Raw genomic sequence first — 21,954 nt, forward strand, 5'->3', positions numbered from 1 at the left:
GAGCGTTCAAGCCGCACGGGGCGTAAAGCCCTGCAGGTCGATGGAGGGGCGGCGCTGGCCGATCAATTCACTGAGTAATCGTGCACTGGCGCAGGCCAGGGTAAAGCCCAGCGCACCATGGCCAAGGTTCAGCCACAGGTTGCGATACGCCGTTGCGCCCAGCAGCGGCACGCCGCTAGGGGTGGCCGGACGCATGCCGGCCCATTCGATGGCGTAGTCATAATTACCGGCATTGGCGAAGGTCTCGCGGGCCTGGCGCTTGAGCAAGGCCAGGCGTTTGGGGTCCAGCGACGGGTCGAAACCGACAATGTCGACCATCGCCGCCACCCGCAACTGTTCGCCGATCCGGGCGTAGACGATCTTGCGGTCGTAGTCGGTGATGCTCAGGTCTGGCGCCCGGTGCTGGGCACCGATCGGAACTGTCAGGCTATAACCCTTGAGCGGGTACAGCGGCAGGTCGACACCCGGCAGTGCCAGCAACGCACTGCGATGGCCGGCCGCGACGACCAGATGCTCCACTGGCAGTACCTCGTCGCCCAGTTCGATCGCACTCACCACGCCATGTGCATGGCGAATTCCAGACACCGCCTGGCCCAGGCGGAATTTGCAGCGTCCCGACGCCTTCAAGCGCGCCGCCAGTTGCTGGCAAAAGCCGTGGCAATCGCCGACCTCTTCATCCGGGGTATAGATGGCGCCGACAAAGGGCGCCTCTGCCAGTGCCGGGTCCAGACGGGTGCAGTCGGCGTGCGACAGCACCTGTTGTTGTTGGGGCGCGGCAAGGTTCTTGCGCGCATGTTCGAAGCTGCCGGCCTGGCGGAAGGTGACCAGCTTGCCGTTGCGCCGCCAGTGGAAACCACCCAGGCCATCTTCTTCACGCCAGGCTTGCAAGGTCGACTGGCTCAACAGCGCGAGGCGCAAAAGGTGGCCTGCGTTGGCGCGGTTGACCGAGGAGCGGCAAGCCCCGAGGAATGAGGCCATCCAACGCCACTGTGCAGGATCGAAGCGCGGGCGCAATCTGAGCGGTGAGTCGCCACGCAGCATCCAGCCAATGGCCTGCAAGGGCACACCGGCGTCGGCAAGGGGCGCCACGTAGCGATAGGACAGCTGGCCGCCGTTGGCGAAGCTGGTTTCACTGCCCAGCGAATCGCGCGCCTCGATCAGCGTCACGTCAAAGCCGTCGCGTACCAGTGCGTAAGCGGTTGACAGGCCAATGACGCCACCGCCGATGATGCATACATGCTGAGCCATGTCAGTCCTTGGTCGTTGTTGAAACGAGTCTGAGGTTAGGGCCAGGTGACAGCAGGCGAAAAATGAATAAAGATCGCTGAGCCATAAACAAAGGTTATGGACTTGCCATGCGCCTTCGCCATATCGAGATTTTCCAGGCCATCCGCCAGACCGGTTCGGTCAGCGGTGCCGCACAGTTGCTGCACGTTTCCCAACCTGCCGTGACCAAGGTTCTGCAGCACGCCGAGCAGCAACTGGGCTTTCCGTTGTTCCTGCGGGTGCGTGGCAAACTGCAGCCCACGCCCGAAGCGCTGGAGCTGGAGCGTGAGGTCGACAAAGTCACGGAGAGCCTGCAAGGGGTGCGACGCCTGGCGCAAAGCCTGCGTCGCGCGCCGGGCCACAGCCTGCGGGTCGGTGCGACCCCGGCACTGGCCCTGTCGCTGCTGCCGCCGGCCATTCATGAGTGGACCCAGCGTTATCCGGACATCGCTTGCGAGCTGTCCAGCGCCCACAGTCGCGAACTGGTGCAGAACCTGTTGATGCGGGAGATCGATGTCGCCCTGACCCTGCAACAGCCAGATCACCCTGCGCTCAAGGCTCAGGCGCTGGCCAGCGGGGTTCTGGTGGCATTGGCACCGGCCGGTTATTGGCCGCTGGAAGATGAAGGCAAGCCGCTGCCGTTGACGGCACTGGCCGGTGCGCCCTTGATCGGTCTGTCCAGCGCCGACCCGCTGTCGGTTCGCCTCGACAGCTACCTCAAGGCGGTGGAGCCGCCGCCACGGGTGAGCATTGCGGTACAGACCTATTCACTGGCCAGGGCGATGGTCGAATCCGGTGCTGGGCTGGCGGTCATCGACCCCTTCACAGCCCTCGGCGCGGCGCCTGGGGCGACCGCGATTCGTCCGCTGGCCCCGGCATTGCCGATCACCTTGTATGCGGTGACCCGCACTGCCGAACCACCACCACACACACTGAGCGAGCTGCTGACGATTTTCAGCAGCCGTGCGCAGGGGCAACTGGATCGTTGGCGCTGATTGCAACTAAGCCAGGAAACGTTATTGGCATTCATGGAGGATTGTGATGGCACGTGTGGGTTTGATACTGACACCCGGTTTTGCGGACTGGGAATATGCTTTCATTGCTGGAACTGCGTCCCCGTTTTACGGGATCGATGTCAGGTTTTTCGCCTCTGCTACGGGGCAGTTCTGCTCGCAGGGCGGATTGGCTGTAACTGTCGATAGCGGTTTGCAGCAATGTCTGGACTGGCAACCGGACGTTGTCGTCATCATTGGAGGGATGGTCTGGGAGCGTGCAGAAGCCCCGGACATCCGAGACTTTCTTCATGCCTGTCGTTCAAGTGGGGCGACAATTGCCGGTATCTGTGGGGGAACGCTGGCACTTGCCAGGGCCGGGCTCCTCGACACGGTTCCTCATACTTCGAATAGCGCGGATTTCCTGCAACGGAATGCCGCAGGTTATGAAGGGAGCTCGCTTTATCGAAGCAGTCCGGTAGCTGTGGTTGCAGACCGTATCATTACTGCTCCAGGCCCTGCGCCCGTTAGCTTCACTTGTGCAGTGTTCGAAGGTGCCGGGTTACCTGCAGAGATCGTTTCTCAGTTCAGGTCAATGTTGGCAGCGGAACATGGGTGACCGCATTAACCTGAAAAGTAGCCGAGCAGATGATGTGTTCGAGTCCTTGCAAGGTAGCGGATGGGCACGATCAGCTGTATCCAGAAAGCACATCAGTGTCCGAGTTGAAAGGAATCAGAGCCTTGTTGAAGCTGAACCCATTGGTGCCCGAGCTGATCGTTTCCGATCTGTCTCGCAGCCTGGCATTTTACTGCGGCGTACTTGGCTTCAAGGTTGAGTACGAGCGGCCAGAAGAGCATTTCGCCTTTCTGTCTTTCGGTGGCAGCCAGCTGATGCTGGAGCAGGACTGGCAGAGTGAGTCACCCTGGCGGGTTGGCCCGTTGGAGGCGCCCTATGGTCGGGGGATCAACCTGTCGATCGAATGCGCTGACGCAAGCGCAATGGTGGCGGCGCTGGAGGATTCGGGCCATGCCCTCAGAAACCCGATTGAAGAGCGCTGGTACCGCAAAGGGGACATGCTGGTGGGGCAGCGCAATTTCCTGGTGCAGGACCCGGACGGGTACCTGCTTCGGTTTGCTGAAGATCTTGGCTTGAAGAACGCCTGAGCGCTGAGCGGCAGCGCGGCGCCGGGGCGGCGGGCGGACTCTCATGGAGCTGCACATAACTGATTGAATTAGCAGGGACACTGTGGGAGCGGGCATGTCGAGGCGTCGAACCGCCGCGAACACCGGCGAAGCCGGTGCCATACACCGCGTCGTCTGCTTCGCGGCGGTTCGACGCCTCGACATGCCCGCTCCCACAAGGGAAGGTGACACGCTCTCGAACATTGTTCCCTGTGCGACAGCGCGGCTCAAAGGACTGGGCGATTTCCCACAGAGATCGCGTCGGCGCGCCTAATCGCAGGCAAAAAAAACCGACCATAAGGTCGGTTTTTTCCGGATCTTGGTGCCCCGATGAGGACTCGAAAAAAACATTAATTACTTGATTAGTATAGATTAAATTGGATGTACATTTTTTTGTGTACATGAATTTATACTTGGCTGAGTCGTCCTTGATTTACCCGGCGTATCTAACTGTCTCTCACTGGCCGATTGCTGCCTGCCAAAATACAGCCAACTTCCAATTGACATGTCGTGCCTATCGCTCGTCATCCGATTCCCGGTGCATGGTTTGCAATAAACCGTTGTGAGAGTCCGTTCCCCGCCGATGGGACGGAAGCAGTGCATCCCTGCGTGGTCCTGTGCGGGAGATGGATGGCGTAGATCTGGCGTGTTGCCGCAGCTCTCAGTCGCCTGTGGAAAGCCCATGCTTGTGTGCGTAGGCGTAGAGATCCACGCGGTTCGTCAGGCCCAGCTTGCTGTAAATCGATGTCAAATGGTTGCGCAGCGTGTGCTCGCTGATGTGCAGCTTCTCGGCCACCAACTTGCCAGGGGCAGAGGGGTCTCTGGCCAACGATGCAATGGTTTGCTGTTCGCGGCGCGTCAGCTTGGCGATTTTGTGTTGCTCCGGATCAAAATCGCGCTCGGTTTTCTTGCGCGCCAGTTCAAGGAAGATACGGCTGGTCGCATTGCGGTCAATCCACAGTTCGCCTTCATGCACTTTTTCTATGGCTTTGAGCAATATTGAGGCCGATGCCGATTCCCGCTTATCCACCACGCCACGTGCGCCCGCCAGCACCGCACTGTCATGCAGTGCCGAGTCACTCGACCCTGTCACTACCAGAATCCTGGCTTTGGTCCGGCTGTGCAGGTCGGCCAGCGACTCGATACCGTCCTCGCTGTCCAGGTCCAATACCACCACATCCGCTGCGTATTGGTGCAGCGAAAGCAGGTATTGCGCCACCGACGCTGTCGAACCCGCCAGCGCCAACCTCGGTTGAGCGCTTTCGACCAGACGCTCAAGGCCCCAGGCCACGAGCGGTAGAGCGACCAACAGGACTTGAATTGGCATGCGGCTCGCTGCCTCTTTAAGCGGGTTGTGTTAGCTGATCATGATAGCAATCGTTGCTGGCTGTCGCCTTTTTCCATAACGCATCAGGCAACCCCTCCCATGACATTTGTCCTATGAAAGCACGGTTTTACAGCGGATTGACTCCTGGAAAAAAGGGATAGCGCGCTCATGTAGAAAACAGCAGTCGTTCTTAGACTGCCGTCATGAAAGACACATACCGAATTGAGCCCCGTGAACAAGTCACCCTGTCGCTGCAACTAATCGGCGGGGGTAGCGGTGTCACCCGTGACATCAGCGCCTCCGGTTTGTATTTCGAAACCGATTACGAGCAGCAGGTGGGTAGCGTGATTGACTTTGAGATCGAACTCGACACTCCCGGCGGCCCCATGAAGTTCAAGGCGCAAGGACAAATCGTGCGCATTGAACCGCAGGGCGGCAGGACTGGGGTGGGCGTGAAGTTGCTGGCCAGCCGGCTGGTACCGATGGATTGATGTGTTCGTGGTTGGAGGAAGAATCGGCTTGTGGCTGATAGCGGCCCACAGCGGTTTTTCACTCAGGGTGACACTCTAGGGAGAAAGACATGGCTAGCACTACAACTACCAGTGGCGGGACCGTTACGTCGTTTTCCAACACGCCGCAGGCGAAGGACGACGTCTTCATAACCACTGAAAATCTGCTGGGGATCATGTATTGGGACGTCATGTCCAATGACCTCGGCGGTAACGCGAAGACACTCTGGTCGATCGACAACGCGGACAGTCTTTCTACTACCACCAAGACTTATGCTCCGGCCGATCTCCTGAACCAGGATTCGGCGAGGGCTGAGGCGACGAGTTCTGACACCAGTTTGAATGGTGCAAAGATCTGGATCACCTCGGACGGTAAGGTCGGCTACGACGCCGCTACCTTCACCTCTGCTTTCAAGGCACAACTCCAGGCACTTGCTACTGGCGAGTTGCTGACGGACAGCTTTACCTATGCGATACGTCTCGGCAATGGAACGCTCAGTTGGGCCACCGCGACAGTGCAGTTTTCGGGTGTGAATGATGGTGTGACAATCAGCCTTGGCGCGCAGGCCGGCACAGTGACCGAAGACGCCGATATCACTGCGAACACGACCGACTCGCTGACGACCAGCGGCACGATTGTCTTTAACGACGTCGACCTGAGTGACACGCACTTGGCGACTTTCGCGGCGGCGCAGGGCAACACTACTCATCTTGGTACGTTCGTACTCTCGCCGGTAAGCGAAGCCGCGAATGCGGCCAACGGATCAGTGCAATGGACTTACAACCTGAGCAATGCGGCGGCGCAGTACCTGGCCCAGGGACAGACAGTCACCGAAACCTACCTGGTCACTATCAGTGATGGTCATGGTTCGTCGGTAACGCAGAATGTGACTATCACTATCACCGGCACCAATGACGGGCCAACGGTGTCGGCGGCGGAAATCGAAAACGGTGCGGTGACCGAAGACGGCACCACGGTGGCCAGCGGCAGTTTCGCCTTCGGCGATGTGGACCTGGCCGATGACGCCCATGTGACCAGCGTGAGCGCGCCATCCGGTGCGCTGGGTACGCTGGTGGCCAATGTCAGCGACGAGAGCACCGGCGACGCGGCGGGCACCGTGGGCTGGACCTATACGCTGAACAACAGTGCGGCGCAGTACCTGGCAGAGGGCCAGACCAAGACCGAAGTGTTCACGGTGACGCTGACTGACGATTTCGGGGCGACAGTGACCAAGTCCGTGACGATCACCGTCGCCGGCAGCAACGATGCACCGGTGCTCAGCTTCGCCACCGGCAATGATGCTGGCGCCGTGCAGGAAGACACCGCGCTCAGCGTCAGCGGCCAGTTCGGCTCGACCGACATCGATCACGATGCCACGGCGACCTGGAGCATTGCCGGGTCAAATACCGGCACCTACGGTTCGATCGCCGTGAACAACAGTGGCCAATGGACCTACACCCTGGCCAACGGCAGCGATGGCGTCGCCAGTGCCGTGCAATCGCTGAAGGCCGGCGAGAGTCATAACGAGGTGTTCACGGTGCAGGTCCGCGACGGCCTCGGTGGCGTCGACAGCCAGCTGGTGACCGTCACCGTCACCGGCAGCAACGACGCGCCGGTGCTCAGTTTCGCCACCGGCAACGATGCCGGCGCCGTGCAGGAAGACACCGCGCTTAGCGTCAGCGGCCAGTTCAGCTCGACCGACATCGATCACGATGCCACGGCGACCTGGAGCATCAATGGCTCGCCAACGGGCGCTTACGGCTCGATCGCCGTGGACACCAGCGGCCAATGGACCTACACCCTGGCCAACGGCAGCGATGGGGTCGCCAGTGCGGTGCAGTCGCTGAAGGCCGGCGAGAGTCACAACGAAGTGTTCACGGTGCAGGTCAGCGACGGCCTCGGTGGCGTCGACACCCAACTGGTGACCGTCACCGTCACCGGCAGCAACGACGCACCGGTGCTCAGCTTCGCCATCGGCAATGATGCTGGCGCCGTGCAGGAAGACACCGCGCTCAGCGTCAGCGGCCAGTTCGGCTCGACCGACATCGATCACGATGCCACCGCGACCTGGAGCATTGCCGGTACGAATACCGGCACCTACGGCTCAATCGCCGTCGACACCAGCGGCCAGTGGACCTACACGCTGGCCAACGGCAGCGACGGCGTTGCCAGTGCCGTGCAATCGCTGAAGGCCGGCGAGAGTCACAACGAGGTGTTCAGCGTCCAGGTCAGCGACGGCCTCGGTGGCGTCGACAGCCAACTGGTGACCGTCACCGTCACCGGCAGCAACGACGCGCCGGTGCTCAGCTTCGCCACCGGCAACGATGCCGGTGCCGTGCAGGAGGACACCGCGCTTAGCGTCAGCGGCCAGTTCAGCTCGACCGACATCGATCACGATGCTACGGCGACCTGGTGCATCAATGGCTCGCCAACGGGCGCTTACGGCTCGATCGCCGTGGACACCAGCGGCCAGTGGACCTACACGCTGGCCAACGGCAGCGACGGCGTTGCCAGTGCGGTGCAGTCGCTGAAGGCCGGCGAGAGTCACGATGAGGTGTTCAGCGTGCAGGTTAGCGACGGCCTCGGTGGCGTCGATACCCAGCTGGTGACCATCACCGTCACCGGCAGCAACGACGCGCCGGTGCTCAGCTTCGCCACCGGCAACGATGCCGGTGCCGTGCAGGAGGACACCGCGCTTAGCGTCAGCGGCCAGTTCGGCTCGACCGACATCGATCACGATGCCACCGCGACCTGGAGCATTGCCGGGTCAAATACCGGCACCTACGGCTCAATCGCCGTCGACACCAGCGGCCAGTGGACCTACACGCTGGCCAACGGCAGCGATGGCGTTGCCAGTGCGGTGCAGTCGCTGAAGGCCGGCGAGAGTCACAACGAGGTGTTTACGGTGCAGGTCAGCGACGGCCTCGGTGGCGTCGACAGCCAACTGGTGACCGTCACCGTCACCGGCAGCAACGACGCGCCCGTGCTCAGCTTCGCCACCGGCAACGATGCCGGCGCCGTGCAGGAAGACACCGCGCTTAGTGTCAGCGGCCAGTTCGGCTCGACCGACATCGATCACGATGCCATCGCGACCTGGAGCATTGCCGGTACGAGCACGGGCATCTACGGCTCGATCGCCGTCGACACCAGCGGCCAATGGACTTACACCCTGGCCAACGGCAGCGATGGCGTTGCCAGTGCCGTGCAATCGCTGAAGGCCGGCGAGAGTCACAACGAGGTGTTTACGGTGCAGGTCAGCGACGGCCTCGGTGGCGTCGACAGCCAACTGGTGACCGTCACCGTCACCGGCAGCAACGACGCGCCCGTGCTCAGCTTCGCCACCGGCAACGATGCCGGCGCCGTGCAGGAGGACACCACCCTCAGCGTCAGCGGCCAGTTCAGCTCGACCGACATCGATCACGATGCTACGGCGACCTGGAGCATCAATGGCTCGCCAACGGGCACCTACGGTTCGATCGCCGTGAACACCAGCGGCCAATGGACCTACACCCTGGCCAACGGCAGCGACGGCGTTGCCAGTGCCGTGCAATCGCTGAAGGCCGGCGAGAGTCACAACGAGGTGTTCAGCGTCCAGGTCAGCGACGGCCTGGGCGGTGTCGACAGCCAACTGGTGACGATCACCGTTACCGGCAGCAACGACGCACCGGTGCTCAGCTTCGCCACCGGCAACGATGCCGGTGCCGTGCAGGAAGACACCGCGCTTAGTGTCAGCGGCCAGTTCGGCTCGACCGACATCGATCACGATGCCACCGCGACCTGGAGCATTGCCGGGGCAAATACCGGCATCTACGGCTCGATCGCCGTCGACACCAGCGGCCAGTGGACTTACACCCTGGCCAACGGCAGCGACGGCGTTGCCAGTGCCGTGCAATCGCTGAAGGCCGGCGAGAGTCACAATGAGGTGTTTACGGTGCAGGTCAGCGACAGCCTCGGTGGCGTCGACACCCAGTTGGTGACCATCACCGTCACCGGCAGCAACGACGCACCGGTGCTCAGCTTTGCCACCGGCAACGATGTTGGCACTGTGAAGGAGGACACCACCCTCAGCGTCAGCGGCCAGTTCAGCTCGACCGACATCGATCACGATGCTACGGCGACCTGGAGCATCAATGGCTCGCCAACGGGCACCTACGGTTCGATCGCCGTGGACACCAGCGGCCAGTGGACCTACACCCTGGCCAACGGCAGCGATGGCGTTGCCAGTGCCGTGCAATCGCTGAAGGCCGGCGAGAGTCACAACGAAGTGTTCAGCGTCCAGGTCAGCGACGGCCTGGGCGGCGTCGATACCCAACTGGTGACCATCACCGTCACCGGCAGCAACGACGCACCGACGATCACTTCCAACGGTGGCGGTGCGACGGCTTCGATCAATGTGGTGGAGAACACCACGGCGGTCTCGACAGTGGCGGCGACCGATATTGATCTTCCGGCACAAACGCTGAGCTACAGCATCGTCGGCGGAGCGGATGCTGCGAAGTTCTCGATCGTTTCGGGCACAGGCGTGCTGAGCTTTGTTTCTGCACCCAACTTTGAAGCACCGACTGATTCGGGAACGAACAACGTTTATGACCTGATTGTACGGGCGTCGGACGGCACGCTGTTTGACGACCAGGCAATCGCGGTAACAGTGACGGGCGTCAACGACAACTCCCCGGTGATCACCTCCAACGGCGGTGGTGCGACGGCTTCGGTCAATGTGGCGGAGAACACCACCGCGGTTACCACGGTGGTGGCGACCGATGCCGATCTGCCGGCGCAGACGCTGAGCTACTCGCTGCTGAACACGGCCGGGACGGACTTCAGCAAGTTCTCGATCAGTTCGAGCGGGGTGCTGACGTTCAACTCGGCACCCGATTACGAGAATCCCCAGGATGTCGGTGGCACCGACGGCGACAACGCCTACGTTGTGGACGTTCAGGTGTCAGACGGCAATGGCGGAATCGACACGCAGTCGATTACGGTGAACGTGCAGAACGTCGTTGAGACGCCCGTTGATACCGTGGCGCCAACGGTGATAGTGACAGGGACTGCGTTGGGCAATTCGGTGGGGGCAACGTCGACGGTCACATTCCAGTTTAGTGAGACGGTGAGCGGTTTCAGCCTGTCTGATGTAGCGATGACGACAACGAGCGGAACGCCACGCGGCACCTTCAGTAACTTTACCAAGGTTGACGGCGATACCTACACGGCAACGCTGACCAGAACGCTGGGCGGTAGCATAAAAGTCGACGTTGCCGCGAACAGCTACACCGATCTGGCGGGTAATCCTGGTGCGGCCGGGAGCAGTGCAAACCTTCCGGCAGGCGTTGCCGGCGAACCCATCAATCTGGCCCTCAACGTTCCACGGGGCGATATCAGCGGCCCCGTGACGGTGACCATCAGCGGTGCTCCTTCGGGGTGGGTATTCAATGCAGGAACCGACAATGGCGATGGCACCTGGACCGTGCAGACCAGCGATCCCGGCGCATTGACTGTGACAACTCCAAGCGAATTCGCCGGTGCGTTGGTGCTCGATGTCAACATGTACTGGAACAACAGCGACGGCAGCAGCGCCAGCGCCTATGTGTTCAACAACGTCGAAATCTATGCCCCAGGCGCCCCGATCTTCGCCTTGTCCGCCGACGACAACCTGACCGGCTCGTCCGGTGCCGACACCTTCGTGTTTGCCCAGCCGATCGGCGACAACGTCATTTACAGTTTCGACGCGGCGGCGGACAAGATCGATTTGATCGGCTTCACAGGCGTCAACGATTTTGCGGATGTGACTATCGCCAACGACGCGAGCGGCAATGCCGTGCTCGGCATCAGCGATCACCAGACGATTACGGTCAACGGCGTGGATGCGGCGGCGTTGAACGCGGCCAACTTAATGTTCGATGTGGACCCGGTCACAACCAATACGGGCACCATCACCATTGCCGACGGCGCGATCATGCCGTTCGGTGGCCGCATCGACAACAGCGGCACCATAGCGCTCGGCTCCACCGGCAGCGGGACCGATCTCGAGATTCTGTTCCGTGGCGCGACGTTGAGCGGTGGCGGCAAAGTGGTGCTGTCCGACAGCGCGCAGAACATGATCTTTGGTGGCAGCGCGGACACGGTGCTCACCAATGCCGACAACACCATCTCGGGTGCCGGCCAATTGGGCGCGGGGCAGATGATGCTGGTCAATTCGAGCCAGATCCTGGCCAGCGGCGTCAATGCGCTGGTGATCGATACCGGTAGTAGCGCCGTCATCAACACCGGTGTGCTGCAAGCCAACGGCAGCGGCGGATTGGTGATTGAAAGTGCGCTTGTCAACAGCGGCAGCCTGTGGGCGAACGATGGCAACATCACTGTCCACGCCGATGCCAGTGGCGCGGGAAGGGCGACGATCAGCGGTTCGGCGATCCTCGAGTTCGGTGCTGCCTCCGATCAGCATGTGACATTCGACAGCGGCGCGGCCGGCACGCTCAAGCTTGAGAAGTCGACGGCGTTCAGCGGCAGCGTCAGCGGTTTTGCCGCGGGTGACAAGCTGGACTTCGGCGATGTTGCGTTCGGCGCCAATACGCAGATCACCTATGCGGCGAATGACACTGGCACCGGCGGCATGCTGACCCTGAGCGACGGTGCTCATTTGACGCAGGTCGCGATGAATGGCCAATACGCGGCGGCGGGTTTGCAGGCGAACGCCGAGGGCAGCGGCAGTGAGCTGGCCTACGATGCTGCGGCGGCAAATCACACGATGTTGGGTGGCTTGGCCAACGACACTCTGGTTGGCGGTGCGGGTGACGATCTGTTCGTCGGTGGGCTGGGCAACGACATGCTCATCGGCGGCCTTGGTAACGATACCTTCGCGTTTGCTGCGGCAGACTTCGGCAACGACTCGATCCAGGGCTTCGATATCAATCCGGCCGGAGGGCAGGACTTGCTCAATATCGCGGGGCTGGGGATCAGCAGCGAGACGTTCGCTGCCAATGTGAGCATTGCGGCTGACGGAGCGGACACAGTGATCGGGATTGGAGTGGACACGATTCGCCTTGTCGGTGTTGACAGTGCAGGTATCGATCAGACGGACTTTATCCTGGCGACATGATGCTTTTGCTGCTGGCCGCGCGTTGCTGCGCGGTTGCAGAGCCCATCGCGAACACATTCGCGATGGGCTCTGTTGGCGGTAAATTTCCTGGTGCAGGAGCCGGTCGGGTACCTGCTTCGGTTTGCTGAAGAGCTCGGCATGAAGAACGCCTGAGCGCTGAGCGTCAGCGCGGCGCCGGGCGGACTCTCATGGAACTGCACATAACTGATTGAATTAGCAGGGACACTGTGGGAGCGGGCATGTCGAGGCGTCGAACCGCCGAGAACACCGGTGGAGCCGGTGCCATACACCGCGTCGTCTGCTTCGCGGCGGTTCGACGCCTCGACACGCCCGCTCCCACAAGGGAAGGTGACACGCTCTCGAACATTGCTCCCTGTACGACAGCGCGGCTCAAAGGGCTGGGCGATTTCCCACAGAGATCGCGTCGGCGCGCCTAATCGCAGGCAAAAAAAAACCGACCATAAGGTCGGTTTTTTCCGGATCTTGGTGCCCCGAGGGAGACTCGAACTCCCACTCCTTTCGAAAACGGATTTTGAATCCGCCGCGTCTACCAATTCCGCCATCAGGGCATGTGGCGGGCAGTATAGAGAGCCACCGCTGGTCGGTCAATCGGCTTTCATGGTCAATTTTCACACATTGGGCTAAACTTCCCGGCCCTGCCGAACCGAACATTATCATGCGCGTCGCCGATTTTTCCTTCGAACTCCCTGATTCCCTGATCGCCCGCCACCCGTTGGCCGAGCGCCATGGCAGCCGTCTGCTGGTGCTCGATGGGCCAACCGGCGCGCTGGCGCACCGGCAATTCCCCGACCTGCTCGAGTACCTGCGCCCGGGCGACCTGATGGTGTTCAACAACACCCGGGTGATCCCGGCGCGCCTGTTCGGCCAGAAAGCTTCCGGCGGCAAGCTGGAAGTGCTGGTCGAGCGCGTGCTCGACAGCCACCGGGTGCTGGCGCATGTCCGTGCCAGCAAGGCGCCGAAGGAAGGCGCGGTGATCCTCATCGATGGCGGCGGCGAGGCCGAAATGGTCGCGCGCCATGACACGCTGTTCGAGTTGCGCTTCACCGAAGAGGTGCTGCCATTGCTCGACCGCGTCGGCCATATGCCGCTGCCGCCCTACATCGACCGCCCGGACGAAGGCGCCGACCGTGAGCGCTACCAGACCGTGTACGCCGAACGTGCCGGTGCGGTCGCCGCGCCCACTGCAGGCCTGCACTTCGACGAGGCGCTGCTGGAAAAGATCGCCGCCAAGGGCGTCGAGCGGGCGTTCGTCACCTTGCACGTGGGCGCGGGCACCTTCCAGCCGGTGCGGGTCGACAGGATCGAAGACCACCACATGCATAAAGAGTGGCTCGAAGTGGGCCAGGATGTGGTCGATGCCATCGAGGCCTGCCGTGCCCGTGGCGGCCGGGTGATCGCGGTCGGCACCACCAGCGTGCGTTCACTGGAGAGCGCGGCGCGCGACGGCGTGCTCAAGGCCTTCAGCGGCGACACCGACATCTTCATCTACCCGGGCCGGCCGTTCCATGTGGTCGACGCGCTGGTCACCAATTTCCACCTGCCGGAGTCCACGCTGCTGATGCTGGTCTCGGCCTTCGCCGGCTACCCCGAGACCATGGCCGCCTACGCGGCGGCGGTCGAGCAGGGGTACCGCTTCTTCAGTTACGGTGATGCCATGTTCATCACCCGCAATCCGGCGCCACGCGGGCCCGAGGATCAAGCATGAGTCGCACCTGTCGAATGTCCTTCGAACTGCTGGCCACCGACGGCAAGGCCCGTCGTGGCCGCATCACCTTCCCACGGGGCACCGTGGAAACCCCGGCGTTCATGCCGGTGGGCACCTATGGCACGGTCAAGGGCATGCTGCCGCGCGACATCGAGGCCATCGGCGCCGAGATGATCCTCGGCAACACCTTCCACCTGTGGCTGCGCCCGGGTACCGAGGTGATCAAGAAGCACAACGGCCTGCACGACTTCATGCAGTGGAAAGGCCCGATCCTCACCGACTCCGGTGGCTTCCAGGTGTTCAGCCTGGGCGCCATGCGCAAGATCAAGGAGGAGGGCGTGACCTTCGCCTCGCCGGTCGATGGCGCCAAGGTGTTCATGGGCCCGGAAGAGTCGATGCAGGTGCAGCGTGACCTGGGCTCGGACGTGGTGATGATCTTCGACGAGTGCACCCCGTACCCGGCCGAGCACGATGTGGCGCGCGCCTCCATGGAGCTGTCGCTGCGCTGGGCCCAGCGCTCGAAGAACGCTCACGCCGACAACACCGCGGCGCTGTTCGGTATCGTCCAGGGTGGCATGTACCAGGACCTGCGCATGCGCTCGCTGGAAGGCCTGGAAAACATCGGCTTCGACGGCCTGGCCATCGGCGGCCTGTCGGTGGGCGAGCCCAAGCACGAAATGATCAAGGTGCTGGATTACCTGCCGGGCCAGATGCCTGCTGACAAACCTCGTTACCTTATGGGGGTAGGCAAACCGGAAGATCTCGTTGAGGGTGTGCGCCGCGGCGTCGACATGTTCGACTGCGTGATGCCGACGCGTAACGCGCGCAACGGTCATCTGTTCGTCGATACAGGGGTGATCAAGATCCGCAACGCGTTCCATCGCCACGATGAATCGCCGCTGGATCCGACCTGTGACTGCTACACCTGCACCAACTTCTCGCGCGCCTATTTGCATCACCTGGACAAGTGCGGCGAAATGCTGAGCAGCATGCTGAATACCATCCACAACTTGCGCCATTACCAGCGCTTGATGGCCGGTTTACGCGAGGCTATTCAACAAGGTAAATTGGCCGCCTTTGTCGACGCCTTCTACGCCAAGCGCGGGCTTCCCGTACCGCCTTTGGACTGACTGTCTGCATCCATTATTAGAAAATTACATTAGGAGTGCCCAATGAGCTTCTTGATCCCCGCCGCATACGCGGACGCTGCAGCACCTGCCGCCGGCCCAGCCGGTACCGGCTTCGAGTGGATTTTCCTGGTCGGTTTCCTGGTCATCTTCTACCTGATGATCTGGCGCCCGCAGGCCAAGCGTGCAAAAGAGCAGAAGAACCTGCTGAGCAACTTGCAGAAGGGTGACGAAGTTGTCACCAACGGCGGCATCGCCGGCAAGATCGTCAAGGTTTCCGATGATTTCGTGGTCCTGGAAGTTTCCGACAACGTCGAGCTGAAGTTCCAGAAGGGTGCCATCGCGGCCACCCTGCCAAAAGGTACGCTCAAGGCTATCTGAGTTACCGGTTTTTCTTTCCAGTCGGGGCGCGCAACGCGCCCCGCGTCTTGAACGGGCGGCGTGATGCTGAACAAATACCCTCTGTGGAAATATGCACTGATCGTGCTGGTACTGGTGGTCGGTTTCATTTATTCCGCTCCCAACCTCTACCCGGATGATCCGGCGGTACAGATCAGTGGTGCCAGCTCGGCGCTGCAGGTGAGCCAGGCCGACCTCGACCGCGTCAGCAAGGCGCTGGTCGATGCCAAGATCGCCGTCAAGGGCGCGAGCCTGGGTGAGAAGGGCAGCGGGCTGATCCGCCTGACCAGTCAGGAAGACCAGCTGCCAGCCAAGGATGTCGTGCGCAAGGCACTGGGCGATGATTACGTCGTGGCCCTGAACCTGGCCCAGACTACCCCGCAATGGCTGCGCAACCTGGGCGCAAGCCCGATGAAGCTGGGCCTGGACCTGTCCGGTGGTGTGCACTTCCTGCTGGAAGTGGACATGGACAAGGCCATGAGCGCCCGCATGAAAGTCTACGAAGGCGAGGTCAAGACCTTGCTGCGCAAAGAGCGCATCCGCTACCGCAGCCTGCCTCAGCAGGATGGCGGCATCATGCTGGGCTTCGCTGACGATGCCACCCGCGAACAGGCACGTGCCCTGATCCGCAAGAATTTCAATGACTTCGACCTGACCACCACCGAGCGCAACGAGCTTGCGGTGCTGCGTCTGGCGCTGACCCAGGCGAAAGTCGCCGAGATCCGCGAATACTCGATCAAGCAGAACCTCACCACCGTCCGCAACCGGGTCAACGAACTGGGCGTGGCCGAGCCGCTGGTACAGCGCCAGGGCGCCAACCGCATCGTGGTCGAGCTGCCAGGCGTGCAAGACACTGCCGAAGCCAAGCGCATCCTGGGTAAAACCGCCAACCTGGAGTTCCGCTTCGGTGCCGAGCCGGGTGCGTCCAAGGCCACTACCGAAGTGTTCGAGTTCCGTGAAGGTGGCCGTTCCGCCGCGGTCGAGCGCGGCCTGATCATCACCGGTGACCAGGTGACCGACGCCCAGGCCAGCTTCGACGAGCAAGGTCGCCCGCAGGTGAACATCCGCCTGGATGGCCACGGTGGCGAGCTGATGACCCGTGCTACCCGCAGCAACGTCGGCCGCAGCATGGCGGTGATCTTCATCGAGCAGAAGCCGGTCACCCGCTACGTCAAGCAGACCGTCGACGGCGTCGAGAAGGACGTTGCCGTGCAGAGCTTCCAGGAAGAGAAGAAGATCATCAGCCTGGCGACCATCCAGTCGCCGCTGGGCAGCCAGTTCCGCATCACCGGCCTGAACGGCCAGGGCGAATCGTCCGAACTGGCCCTGCTGCTGCGTGCCGGTGGCCTGGCCGCGCCGATGTACTTCGCTGAAGAACGCACCATCGGCCCAAGCCTGGGTGCCGACAACATCACCAAGGGTATCGATGCGTCGCTGTGGGGCATGCTGTTCGTCTCGCTGTTCATCATCGCCATCTACCGTGCCTTCGGTGTGATCGCCACCATCGCCCTGGCGGGCAACATGGTCCTGCTGCTGGCGCTGATGTCGCTGCTGGGCGCCACCCTGACCCTGCCGGGTATTGCCGGTATCGTGTTGACCATGGGTATGGCGGTGGACGCCAACGTGCTGATCTTCTCGCGTATCCGCGAAGAGCTGAACGCCGGCATGTCGGTGCAACGCGCCATTCATGAAGGCTTCAACCGCGCCTACACCGCGATCATCGACGCCAACCTGACCAGCCTGCTGGTCGGCGGCATCCTGTTCGCCATGGGTACCGGCCCGGTCAAGGGCTTTGCGGTCACCATGTCCCTCGGGATTTTCACCTCGATGTTCACCGCCGTCATGGTGACCCGTGCAATGGTCAACCTGACCTGCGGCGGGCGTGACATCAAGAAGCTGTGGGTTTGAGGGAGCTGCGATGAAAACCATCAACTTCATGGGCGTGCGCAATGTTGCGTTCGCCGTTACCGTGCTCCTCACCGTGCTGGCGCTGTTCAGCTGGTGGCAGAAGGGCCTGAACTTCGGGCTGGACTTCACCGGCGGTACGCTGATCGAGCTGACCTACGAGCGCCCGGCCGACCTCAAGGCGGTGCGTGCCGAGCTGGTCAACTCCGGCTTCCACGAGGCCGTGGTGCAGAGCTTCGGCGCCACCACCGACCTGCTGGTGCGCATGCCGGGCGATGACCCGCAGCTGGGCAACAAGGTGGCTGAAGCTCTGCAGAAGGCCGGCGGCGACAACCCGGCCAAGGTCAAGCGTGTCGAGTTCGTTGGCCCGCAGGTGGGTGAAGAGCTGCGCGACCAGGGTGGCATGGGCATGCTCCTGGCCCTGGGCGGCATCCTCATCTACCTGGCCTTCCGCTTCCAGTGGAAGTTCGCGGTGGGCGCGATCGTCTCGCTGATCCACGACGTGGTGGTGACCCTGGGTATCCTGTCGTTCTTCCAGATCACCTTCGATCTGACAGTGCTGGCGGCGGTGCTGGCGATCATCGGCTACTCGCTGAACGACACCATCGTCGTGTTCGACCGGGTGCGCGAGAACTTCCGCGTCATGCGCAAGGCCTCGCTGATCGAGAACATCAACGTTTCCACCACCCAGACCCTGCTGCGGACCATCGCCACCTCGGTTTCGACCTTGCTGGCCATTGCCGCGCTGCTGTTCTTCGGTGGCGACAACCTGTTCGGCTTCTCGCTGGCTCTGTTCATCGGCGTCATGGCCGGTACCTATTCGTCGATCTATATCGCCAACGTGGTACTGATCTGGCTGAACCTGAGCAGTGAAGACCTGATCCCGCCGGCCAAGACCGACGGTGTGGACGACCGCCCGTAAGGCGTGTTCCACGCCGTTTGGCGGCCAAAAAGGCGCGAGTGTTGAACTCGCGCCTTTTTTTTTACTCCAAGGCTGGGAGAAGGCGGGTTGGACCCGCGGGTTATGATCAGGAGGTTCATGTGAACAAATCAATGCTTGTGGGTGCGGTACTGGGTGCTGTCGGTGTGACTGCCGGAGGTGCTGTCGCGACCTACAGCTTGGTCAACAAGGGGCCTGAGTATGCGCAGGTCACCGACGTGCAACCGATCAAACAACAGGTGAAAACCCCCCGTGAGGTCTGCAAGGACGTCGCCGTGACGCGTCAGGCACCGGTCAAGGACCAGCACCAGATCGCCGGTACCGTGGTGGGCGCCATTGCCGGTGGCCTGCTGGGTAACCAGATCGGTGGTGGTAGCGGTAAGAAGATCGCCACCGTGGCCGGTGCGGTCGGTGGTGGTTATGCCGGTAACAAGGTGCAGGAAGGCATGCAGGAGCGTGACACCTACACCACCACGCAAACCCGCTGCAACACGGTCAACGACATCAGTGAGAAGGTGGTGGGCTACAACGTGAAGTACACCATTGGTGACAAGGTAGGGCAGGTGAAGATGGACCACGAGCCCGGGTCGACCATTCCGCTGGACAAGAATGGCAAGCTGATCCTCAGTGAAGCTGGCCAGTGATTGATGTTGCCTGAACTGGCCTCTTCGCGGGCTTGCCCGCTCCCACAGGTATAGCGCTGCTCTCGAGGCTGGTGCCATCTCTGTGGGAGCGGGCAAGCCCGCGAAGAGGCCTGCACAGGTAATGCAAAGCCACAGGCATAAAAAAAGCACCCCGAGGGGTGCTTTTTTGTGCCGGCAATCCGCGCTTAGCGCTTCATGTTCTCTGGCAGGTGCGGCTGGATAGCAGTCAGCACGGCCTTGAAGCACTTGATGTTGCCCGCAACGATATGGCCCTTCTCGAGGAAGTCATGGCCACCGTTGAAGTCGCTCACCAGGCCGCCCGCTTCCTGGATCAGCAGCACGCCAGCTGCCATGTCCCATTCGGACAGGCCCGACTCCCAGAAGGCGTCGAAACGGCCAGCAGCCACGTAGGCCAGGTCCAGGCTGGCGGAGCCGGCGCGGCGGATGCCGGCGGTCTGGCCAGTCAGGGCACGGAACATGCCCAGGTAGTTGTCCAGGTCGGCCATCTGGCTGTCGCGGAACGGGAAGCCGGTGCCCAGCAGGGCGCCTTCAAGGCTGGTGCGCGAGCTGACACGCAGGCGGCGGCCATTGAGCTGGGCGCCACGGCCACGGCTGGCGGTGAATTCTTCCTGGCGCACCGGGTCGACGATCACTGCGTGCTCAAGGCGGCCACGGTATTTGCAGGCGATGCTGACCGCGAAGTGTGGGATGCCACGCAGGAAGTTGGTGGTGCCGTCCAGCGGGTCGATGATCCACAGGTAATCCTTGCCTTCTTCGCCGCTACCCGCGTGCAGGCCGGTTTCCTCGCCCTGGATGGAGTGGTTCGGGTAGGCCTTGCGCAGGGCGTTGACGATGCTCTGCTCGGCGGCGCGATCGACTTCGGAAACGTAGTCCTTGGCCTCTTTCTCATCGACCTTGATGCTATCCAGGCGTTCGATGGAGCGGAAAATCAGTTCACTGGCGCTGCGAGCGGCGCGCAGGGCGATATTCAGCATAGGCTGCATGGGCGGGTCACCTGGAGATGTTAAAGAAGAAAGCCGATCATTCTAGCAGAAAACTTTGGCGGCAGAAGTGTCACATTTGCTTTCGTGGCGTTACGTCTGTCGGTTCTGTAAGATCGAGGGCCCTGATTCCTGCATCTGTGAGCACAACACCTTGCTGCAAAATATTCGTGTTGTTCTGGTCAATACCAGCCACCCCGGCAACATCGGCGGCGCTGCGCGAGCCATGAAAAACATGGGCTTGTCGCGTCTGGTGCTGGTGCAGCCGAAAGCGTTCCCCGCCGAGGATGCCAGTGCCCGAGCCTCGGGTGCCGACGATGTGCTGGCCAATGCCCAGGTGGTCGACAGCCTCGAGCAGGCGCTGGTCGGCTGCAACCTGGTGATGGGCACCAGCGCCCGCGAGCGGAGCATCCCCTGGCCGCTGATTGGCCCGCGCGAGTGCGGGGCCAAGGCGGTGGAGCATGCCAAGGGTGGCGAGGAAATCGCCCTGGTGTTCGGGCGTGAGCACGCCGGCCTGACCAACGAAGAACTGCAGCGATGTCACTTCCACGTGCACATTCCCTCCAACCCCGACTTCAGCTCGTTGAACCTGGCCGCCGCTGTCCAGGTGCTCTCGTACGAGGTGCGCATGGCCTGGCTGGCCGCCGGTGCAGCGCCGGGCAAGGTCGAGAAGGTTGACGCCAGCGAGCTGGCGACCATGGACGAAATGGAGCTGTTCTACGACCACCTGGAAAAGACCCTGGTCGGCATCGGCTTCCTTGACCCCGAAAAGCCCAAGCACCTGATGCCGCGCCTGCGCCGGCTGTATGGGCGGGTCGCGGTCGAACGTTCGGAAATGAGCATTTTGCGCGGCATCCTCACCGAGACTCAGAAAGTGGTCCGGGGCGAGCCGCATAAACGGAAGGACTGACAGATGTTCGAACGCCTGCGTGAAGATATTCAAAGCGTATTCCATCGTGACCCGGCTGCGCGCAACGCCTTCGAGGTGCTGACCTGCTACCCGGGCATGCATGCCATCTGGCTGCACCGTCTGGGCAATGCCCTGTGGAAGCGTGATTTCAAGTGGCTGGCCCGCCTGGTTTCGAACTTTGGCCGCTGGCTGACCGGCATCGAGATCCATCCCGGCGCCACCATCGGCCGACGCTTCTTCATCGACCATGGCATGGGCATCGTCATCGGCGAAACCGCCGAGATCGGCGACGATGTCACCCTTTACCAGGGCGTGACCCTGGGCGGCACCAGCTGGAACAAAGGCAAGCGCCATCCCACCCTGGAAAACGGCGTGGTGGTGGGGGCGGGGGCCAAGGTGCTGGGCCCGTTCACCGTTGGTGCCGGGGCCAAGATCGGTTCCAATGCGGTGGTGACCAAGGCAGTGCCGGCCGGTGCCACGGCGGTCGGTATCCCCGGGCGAATCATCGTCAAGAGCGAAGACAACGAGGTCGAGGCCAAGCGCAAGGCCATGGCCGAGAAGATCGGCTTCGATGCCTATGGTGTCAGTGGCGACATGCCGGACCCGGTGGCCCGTGCCATCGGCCAGATGCTCGACCACCTGCAGGCAGTCGACGAGCGGTTGGAGGGTATGTGTGGTGCCCTGACCAAGATGGGTAGCGACTACTGCGCCAAGGAACTGCCAGCCCTGCCGGAAGATGACTTCAAGGAAGTTGCCCAGGTGGCCCGGCGCGACACTCAGTCGCATTGATTGCGTCGTGGTGAAATCATGGTGACATACGGGGCGTGTGCTCACGCCCCCTGTCTGCTACAATCGCGCCCGCCTCCCCGATGCAAACCCGACTAAAGCACTAGGTCTAATAGTTGACTTAAATGCTCGGGAATCGCATA

General features: G+C 61.9%; 16 protein-coding genes and 1 tRNA gene. 13 read left to right on the forward strand and 4 right to left on the reverse strand.

From position 1 onward, the window contains the following. Positions 1-6: 6 nt before the first annotated feature. On the reverse strand, positions 7-1,248 hold the full coding sequence (locus A4C63_RS02055; RefSeq protein WP_063911304.1) for a D-amino acid dehydrogenase: 1,242 nt from the start codon (positions 1,246-1,248) through the stop codon (positions 7-9). 107 nt (positions 1,249-1,355) lie between these two features. Between A4C63_RS02055 and A4C63_RS02060 the strand changes: the two genes are divergently transcribed. The 3 genes from A4C63_RS02060 (at position 1,356) to A4C63_RS02065 (ending at position 3,422) form a co-directional block, all read left to right on the forward strand. Next, positions 1,356-2,261: a LysR family transcriptional regulator gene (locus A4C63_RS02060; protein ID WP_063911305.1), complete on the forward strand. Its 906-nt coding sequence runs from the start codon at positions 1,356-1,358 to the stop codon at positions 2,259-2,261. Between the two features lie 46 nt (positions 2,262-2,307). Beyond that, positions 2,308-2,877 carry a DJ-1/PfpI family protein gene (locus tag A4C63_RS25180; protein WP_082888232.1) on the forward strand — a complete coding sequence of 190 codons (570 nt, stop codon included), beginning with the start codon at positions 2,308-2,310 and terminating at the stop codon, positions 2,875-2,877. A 122-nt stretch (positions 2,878-2,999) separates the two neighbouring features. Further along, positions 3,000-3,422 carry a VOC family protein gene (locus tag A4C63_RS02065; RefSeq protein ID WP_063911306.1) on the forward strand — a complete coding sequence of 141 codons (423 nt, stop codon included), beginning with the start codon at positions 3,000-3,002 and terminating at the stop codon, positions 3,420-3,422. A 679-nt stretch (positions 3,423-4,101) separates the two neighbouring features. Here A4C63_RS02065 and A4C63_RS02070 read toward each other — a convergent pair. Then, positions 4,102-4,767, reverse strand: coding sequence for a response regulator transcription factor (locus A4C63_RS02070; protein ID WP_063911307.1), 666 nt, complete (start codon positions 4,765-4,767; stop codon positions 4,102-4,104). Between the two features lie 203 nt (positions 4,768-4,970). Between A4C63_RS02070 and A4C63_RS02075 the strand changes: the two genes are divergently transcribed. Both A4C63_RS02075 and A4C63_RS02080 read left to right on the forward strand, forming a co-directional pair. Then, positions 4,971-5,258 carry a PilZ domain-containing protein gene (locus A4C63_RS02075; protein ID WP_063911308.1) on the forward strand — a complete coding sequence of 96 codons (288 nt, stop codon included), beginning with the start codon at positions 4,971-4,973 and terminating at the stop codon, positions 5,256-5,258. A gap of 89 nt (positions 5,259-5,347) precedes the next feature. Next, positions 5,348-12,373, forward strand: a complete 7,026-nt coding sequence (locus A4C63_RS02080) for a VCBS domain-containing protein (protein ID WP_082888233.1) — start codon at positions 5,348-5,350, stop codon at positions 12,371-12,373. Positions 12,374-12,857: 484 nt separating this feature from the next. On the opposite strand, the gene A4C63_RS02085 is transcribed toward A4C63_RS02080, so the two are convergent. Then, positions 12,858-12,942: transfer RNA gene (locus A4C63_RS02085), tRNA-Leu, on the reverse strand. Between the two features lie 107 nt (positions 12,943-13,049). Between A4C63_RS02085 and queA the strand changes: the two genes are divergently transcribed. The 6 genes from queA (at position 13,050) to A4C63_RS02115 (ending at position 19,114) form a co-directional block, all read left to right on the forward strand. Then, positions 13,050-14,099 carry a tRNA preQ1(34) S-adenosylmethionine ribosyltransferase-isomerase QueA gene (gene queA, locus A4C63_RS02090; protein ID WP_063911310.1) on the forward strand — a complete coding sequence of 350 codons (1,050 nt, stop codon included), beginning with the start codon at positions 13,050-13,052 and terminating at the stop codon, positions 14,097-14,099. 14 nt (positions 14,100-14,113) lie between these two features. Further along, a complete protein-coding gene (gene tgt / locus A4C63_RS02095; RefSeq protein ID WP_172827479.1) occupies positions 14,114-15,229 on the forward strand; it encodes a tRNA guanosine(34) transglycosylase Tgt in 1,116 nt (371 codons plus the stop codon). Between the two features lie 42 nt (positions 15,230-15,271). Continuing rightward, positions 15,272-15,607: a preprotein translocase subunit YajC gene (yajC, locus tag A4C63_RS02100; protein ID WP_003259111.1), complete on the forward strand. Its 336-nt coding sequence runs from the start codon at positions 15,272-15,274 to the stop codon at positions 15,605-15,607. Positions 15,608-15,670: 63 nt separating this feature from the next. Next, a complete protein-coding gene (secD, locus tag A4C63_RS02105; protein WP_063911312.1) occupies positions 15,671-17,533 on the forward strand; it encodes a protein translocase subunit SecD in 1,863 nt (620 codons plus the stop codon). Between the two features lie 10 nt (positions 17,534-17,543). Next, positions 17,544-18,452, forward strand: coding sequence for a protein translocase subunit SecF (gene secF / locus A4C63_RS02110; protein WP_013971011.1), 909 nt, complete (start codon positions 17,544-17,546; stop codon positions 18,450-18,452). 119 nt (positions 18,453-18,571) lie between these two features. After that, positions 18,572-19,114 (forward strand): glycine zipper 2TM domain-containing protein, encoded by a 543-nt coding sequence (locus tag A4C63_RS02115; protein WP_013971012.1) that lies wholly within the window; start codon positions 18,572-18,574, stop codon positions 19,112-19,114. 185 nt (positions 19,115-19,299) lie between these two features. Here A4C63_RS02115 and suhB read toward each other — a convergent pair whose 3' ends face one another. Continuing rightward, positions 19,300-20,118 (reverse strand): inositol-phosphate phosphatase, encoded by an 819-nt coding sequence (gene suhB, locus A4C63_RS02120; protein ID WP_003257850.1) that lies wholly within the window; start codon positions 20,116-20,118, stop codon positions 19,300-19,302. Positions 20,119-20,269: 151 nt separating this feature from the next. On the opposite strand from suhB, the gene trmJ reads away from it, so the two are divergent. Both trmJ and cysE read left to right on the forward strand, forming a co-directional pair. After that, entirely contained in the window at positions 20,270-21,025 is a 756-nt protein-coding gene (gene trmJ / locus A4C63_RS02125; RefSeq protein ID WP_063911313.1) for a tRNA (cytosine(32)/uridine(32)-2'-O)-methyltransferase TrmJ, read from the forward strand. Between the two features lie 3 nt (positions 21,026-21,028). Further along, positions 21,029-21,814 carry a serine O-acetyltransferase gene (cysE, locus tag A4C63_RS02130; RefSeq protein WP_063911314.1) on the forward strand — a complete coding sequence of 262 codons (786 nt, stop codon included), beginning with the start codon at positions 21,029-21,031 and terminating at the stop codon, positions 21,812-21,814. The last annotated feature ends 140 nt before the right edge of the window (positions 21,815-21,954 follow it).

Source organism: Pseudomonas sp. p21, assembly GCF_001642705.1.
Classification (GTDB): domain Bacteria; phylum Pseudomonadota; class Gammaproteobacteria; order Pseudomonadales; family Pseudomonadaceae; genus Aquipseudomonas.

What these genes read in the sequence shown, in the direction of transcription:
- A4C63_RS02055 (WP_063911304.1), bottom strand. Translation starts at nt 1,248, where the DNA reads ATGGCTCAGCATGTATGCATCATCGGCGGTGGCGTCATTGGCCTGTCA.
- A4C63_RS02060 (WP_063911305.1), top strand. Translation starts at nt 1,356, where the DNA reads ATGCGCCTTCGCCATATCGAGATTTTCCAGGCCATCCGCCAGACCGGT.
- A4C63_RS25180 (WP_082888232.1), top strand. Translation starts at nt 2,308, where the DNA reads ATGGCACGTGTGGGTTTGATACTGACACCCGGTTTTGCGGACTGGGAA.
- A4C63_RS02070 (WP_063911307.1), bottom strand. Translation starts at nt 4,767, where the DNA reads ATGCCAATTCAAGTCCTGTTGGTCGCTCTACCGCTCGTGGCCTGGGGC.
- A4C63_RS02075 (WP_063911308.1), top strand. Translation starts at nt 4,971, where the DNA reads ATGAAAGACACATACCGAATTGAGCCCCGTGAACAAGTCACCCTGTCG.
- A4C63_RS02080 (WP_082888233.1), top strand. Translation starts at nt 5,348, where the DNA reads ATGGCTAGCACTACAACTACCAGTGGCGGGACCGTTACGTCGTTTTCC.
- queA (WP_063911310.1), top strand. Translation starts at nt 13,050, where the DNA reads ATGCGCGTCGCCGATTTTTCCTTCGAACTCCCTGATTCCCTGATCGCC.
- tgt (WP_172827479.1), top strand. Translation starts at nt 14,114, where the DNA reads ATGTCCTTCGAACTGCTGGCCACCGACGGCAAGGCCCGTCGTGGCCGC.
- yajC (WP_003259111.1), top strand. Translation starts at nt 15,272, where the DNA reads ATGAGCTTCTTGATCCCCGCCGCATACGCGGACGCTGCAGCACCTGCC.
- secD (WP_063911312.1), top strand. Translation starts at nt 15,671, where the DNA reads ATGCTGAACAAATACCCTCTGTGGAAATATGCACTGATCGTGCTGGTA.
- secF (WP_013971011.1), top strand. Translation starts at nt 17,544, where the DNA reads ATGAAAACCATCAACTTCATGGGCGTGCGCAATGTTGCGTTCGCCGTT.
- suhB (WP_003257850.1), bottom strand. Translation starts at nt 20,118, where the DNA reads ATGCAGCCTATGCTGAATATCGCCCTGCGCGCCGCTCGCAGCGCCAGT.
- cysE (WP_063911314.1), top strand. Translation starts at nt 21,029, where the DNA reads ATGTTCGAACGCCTGCGTGAAGATATTCAAAGCGTATTCCATCGTGAC.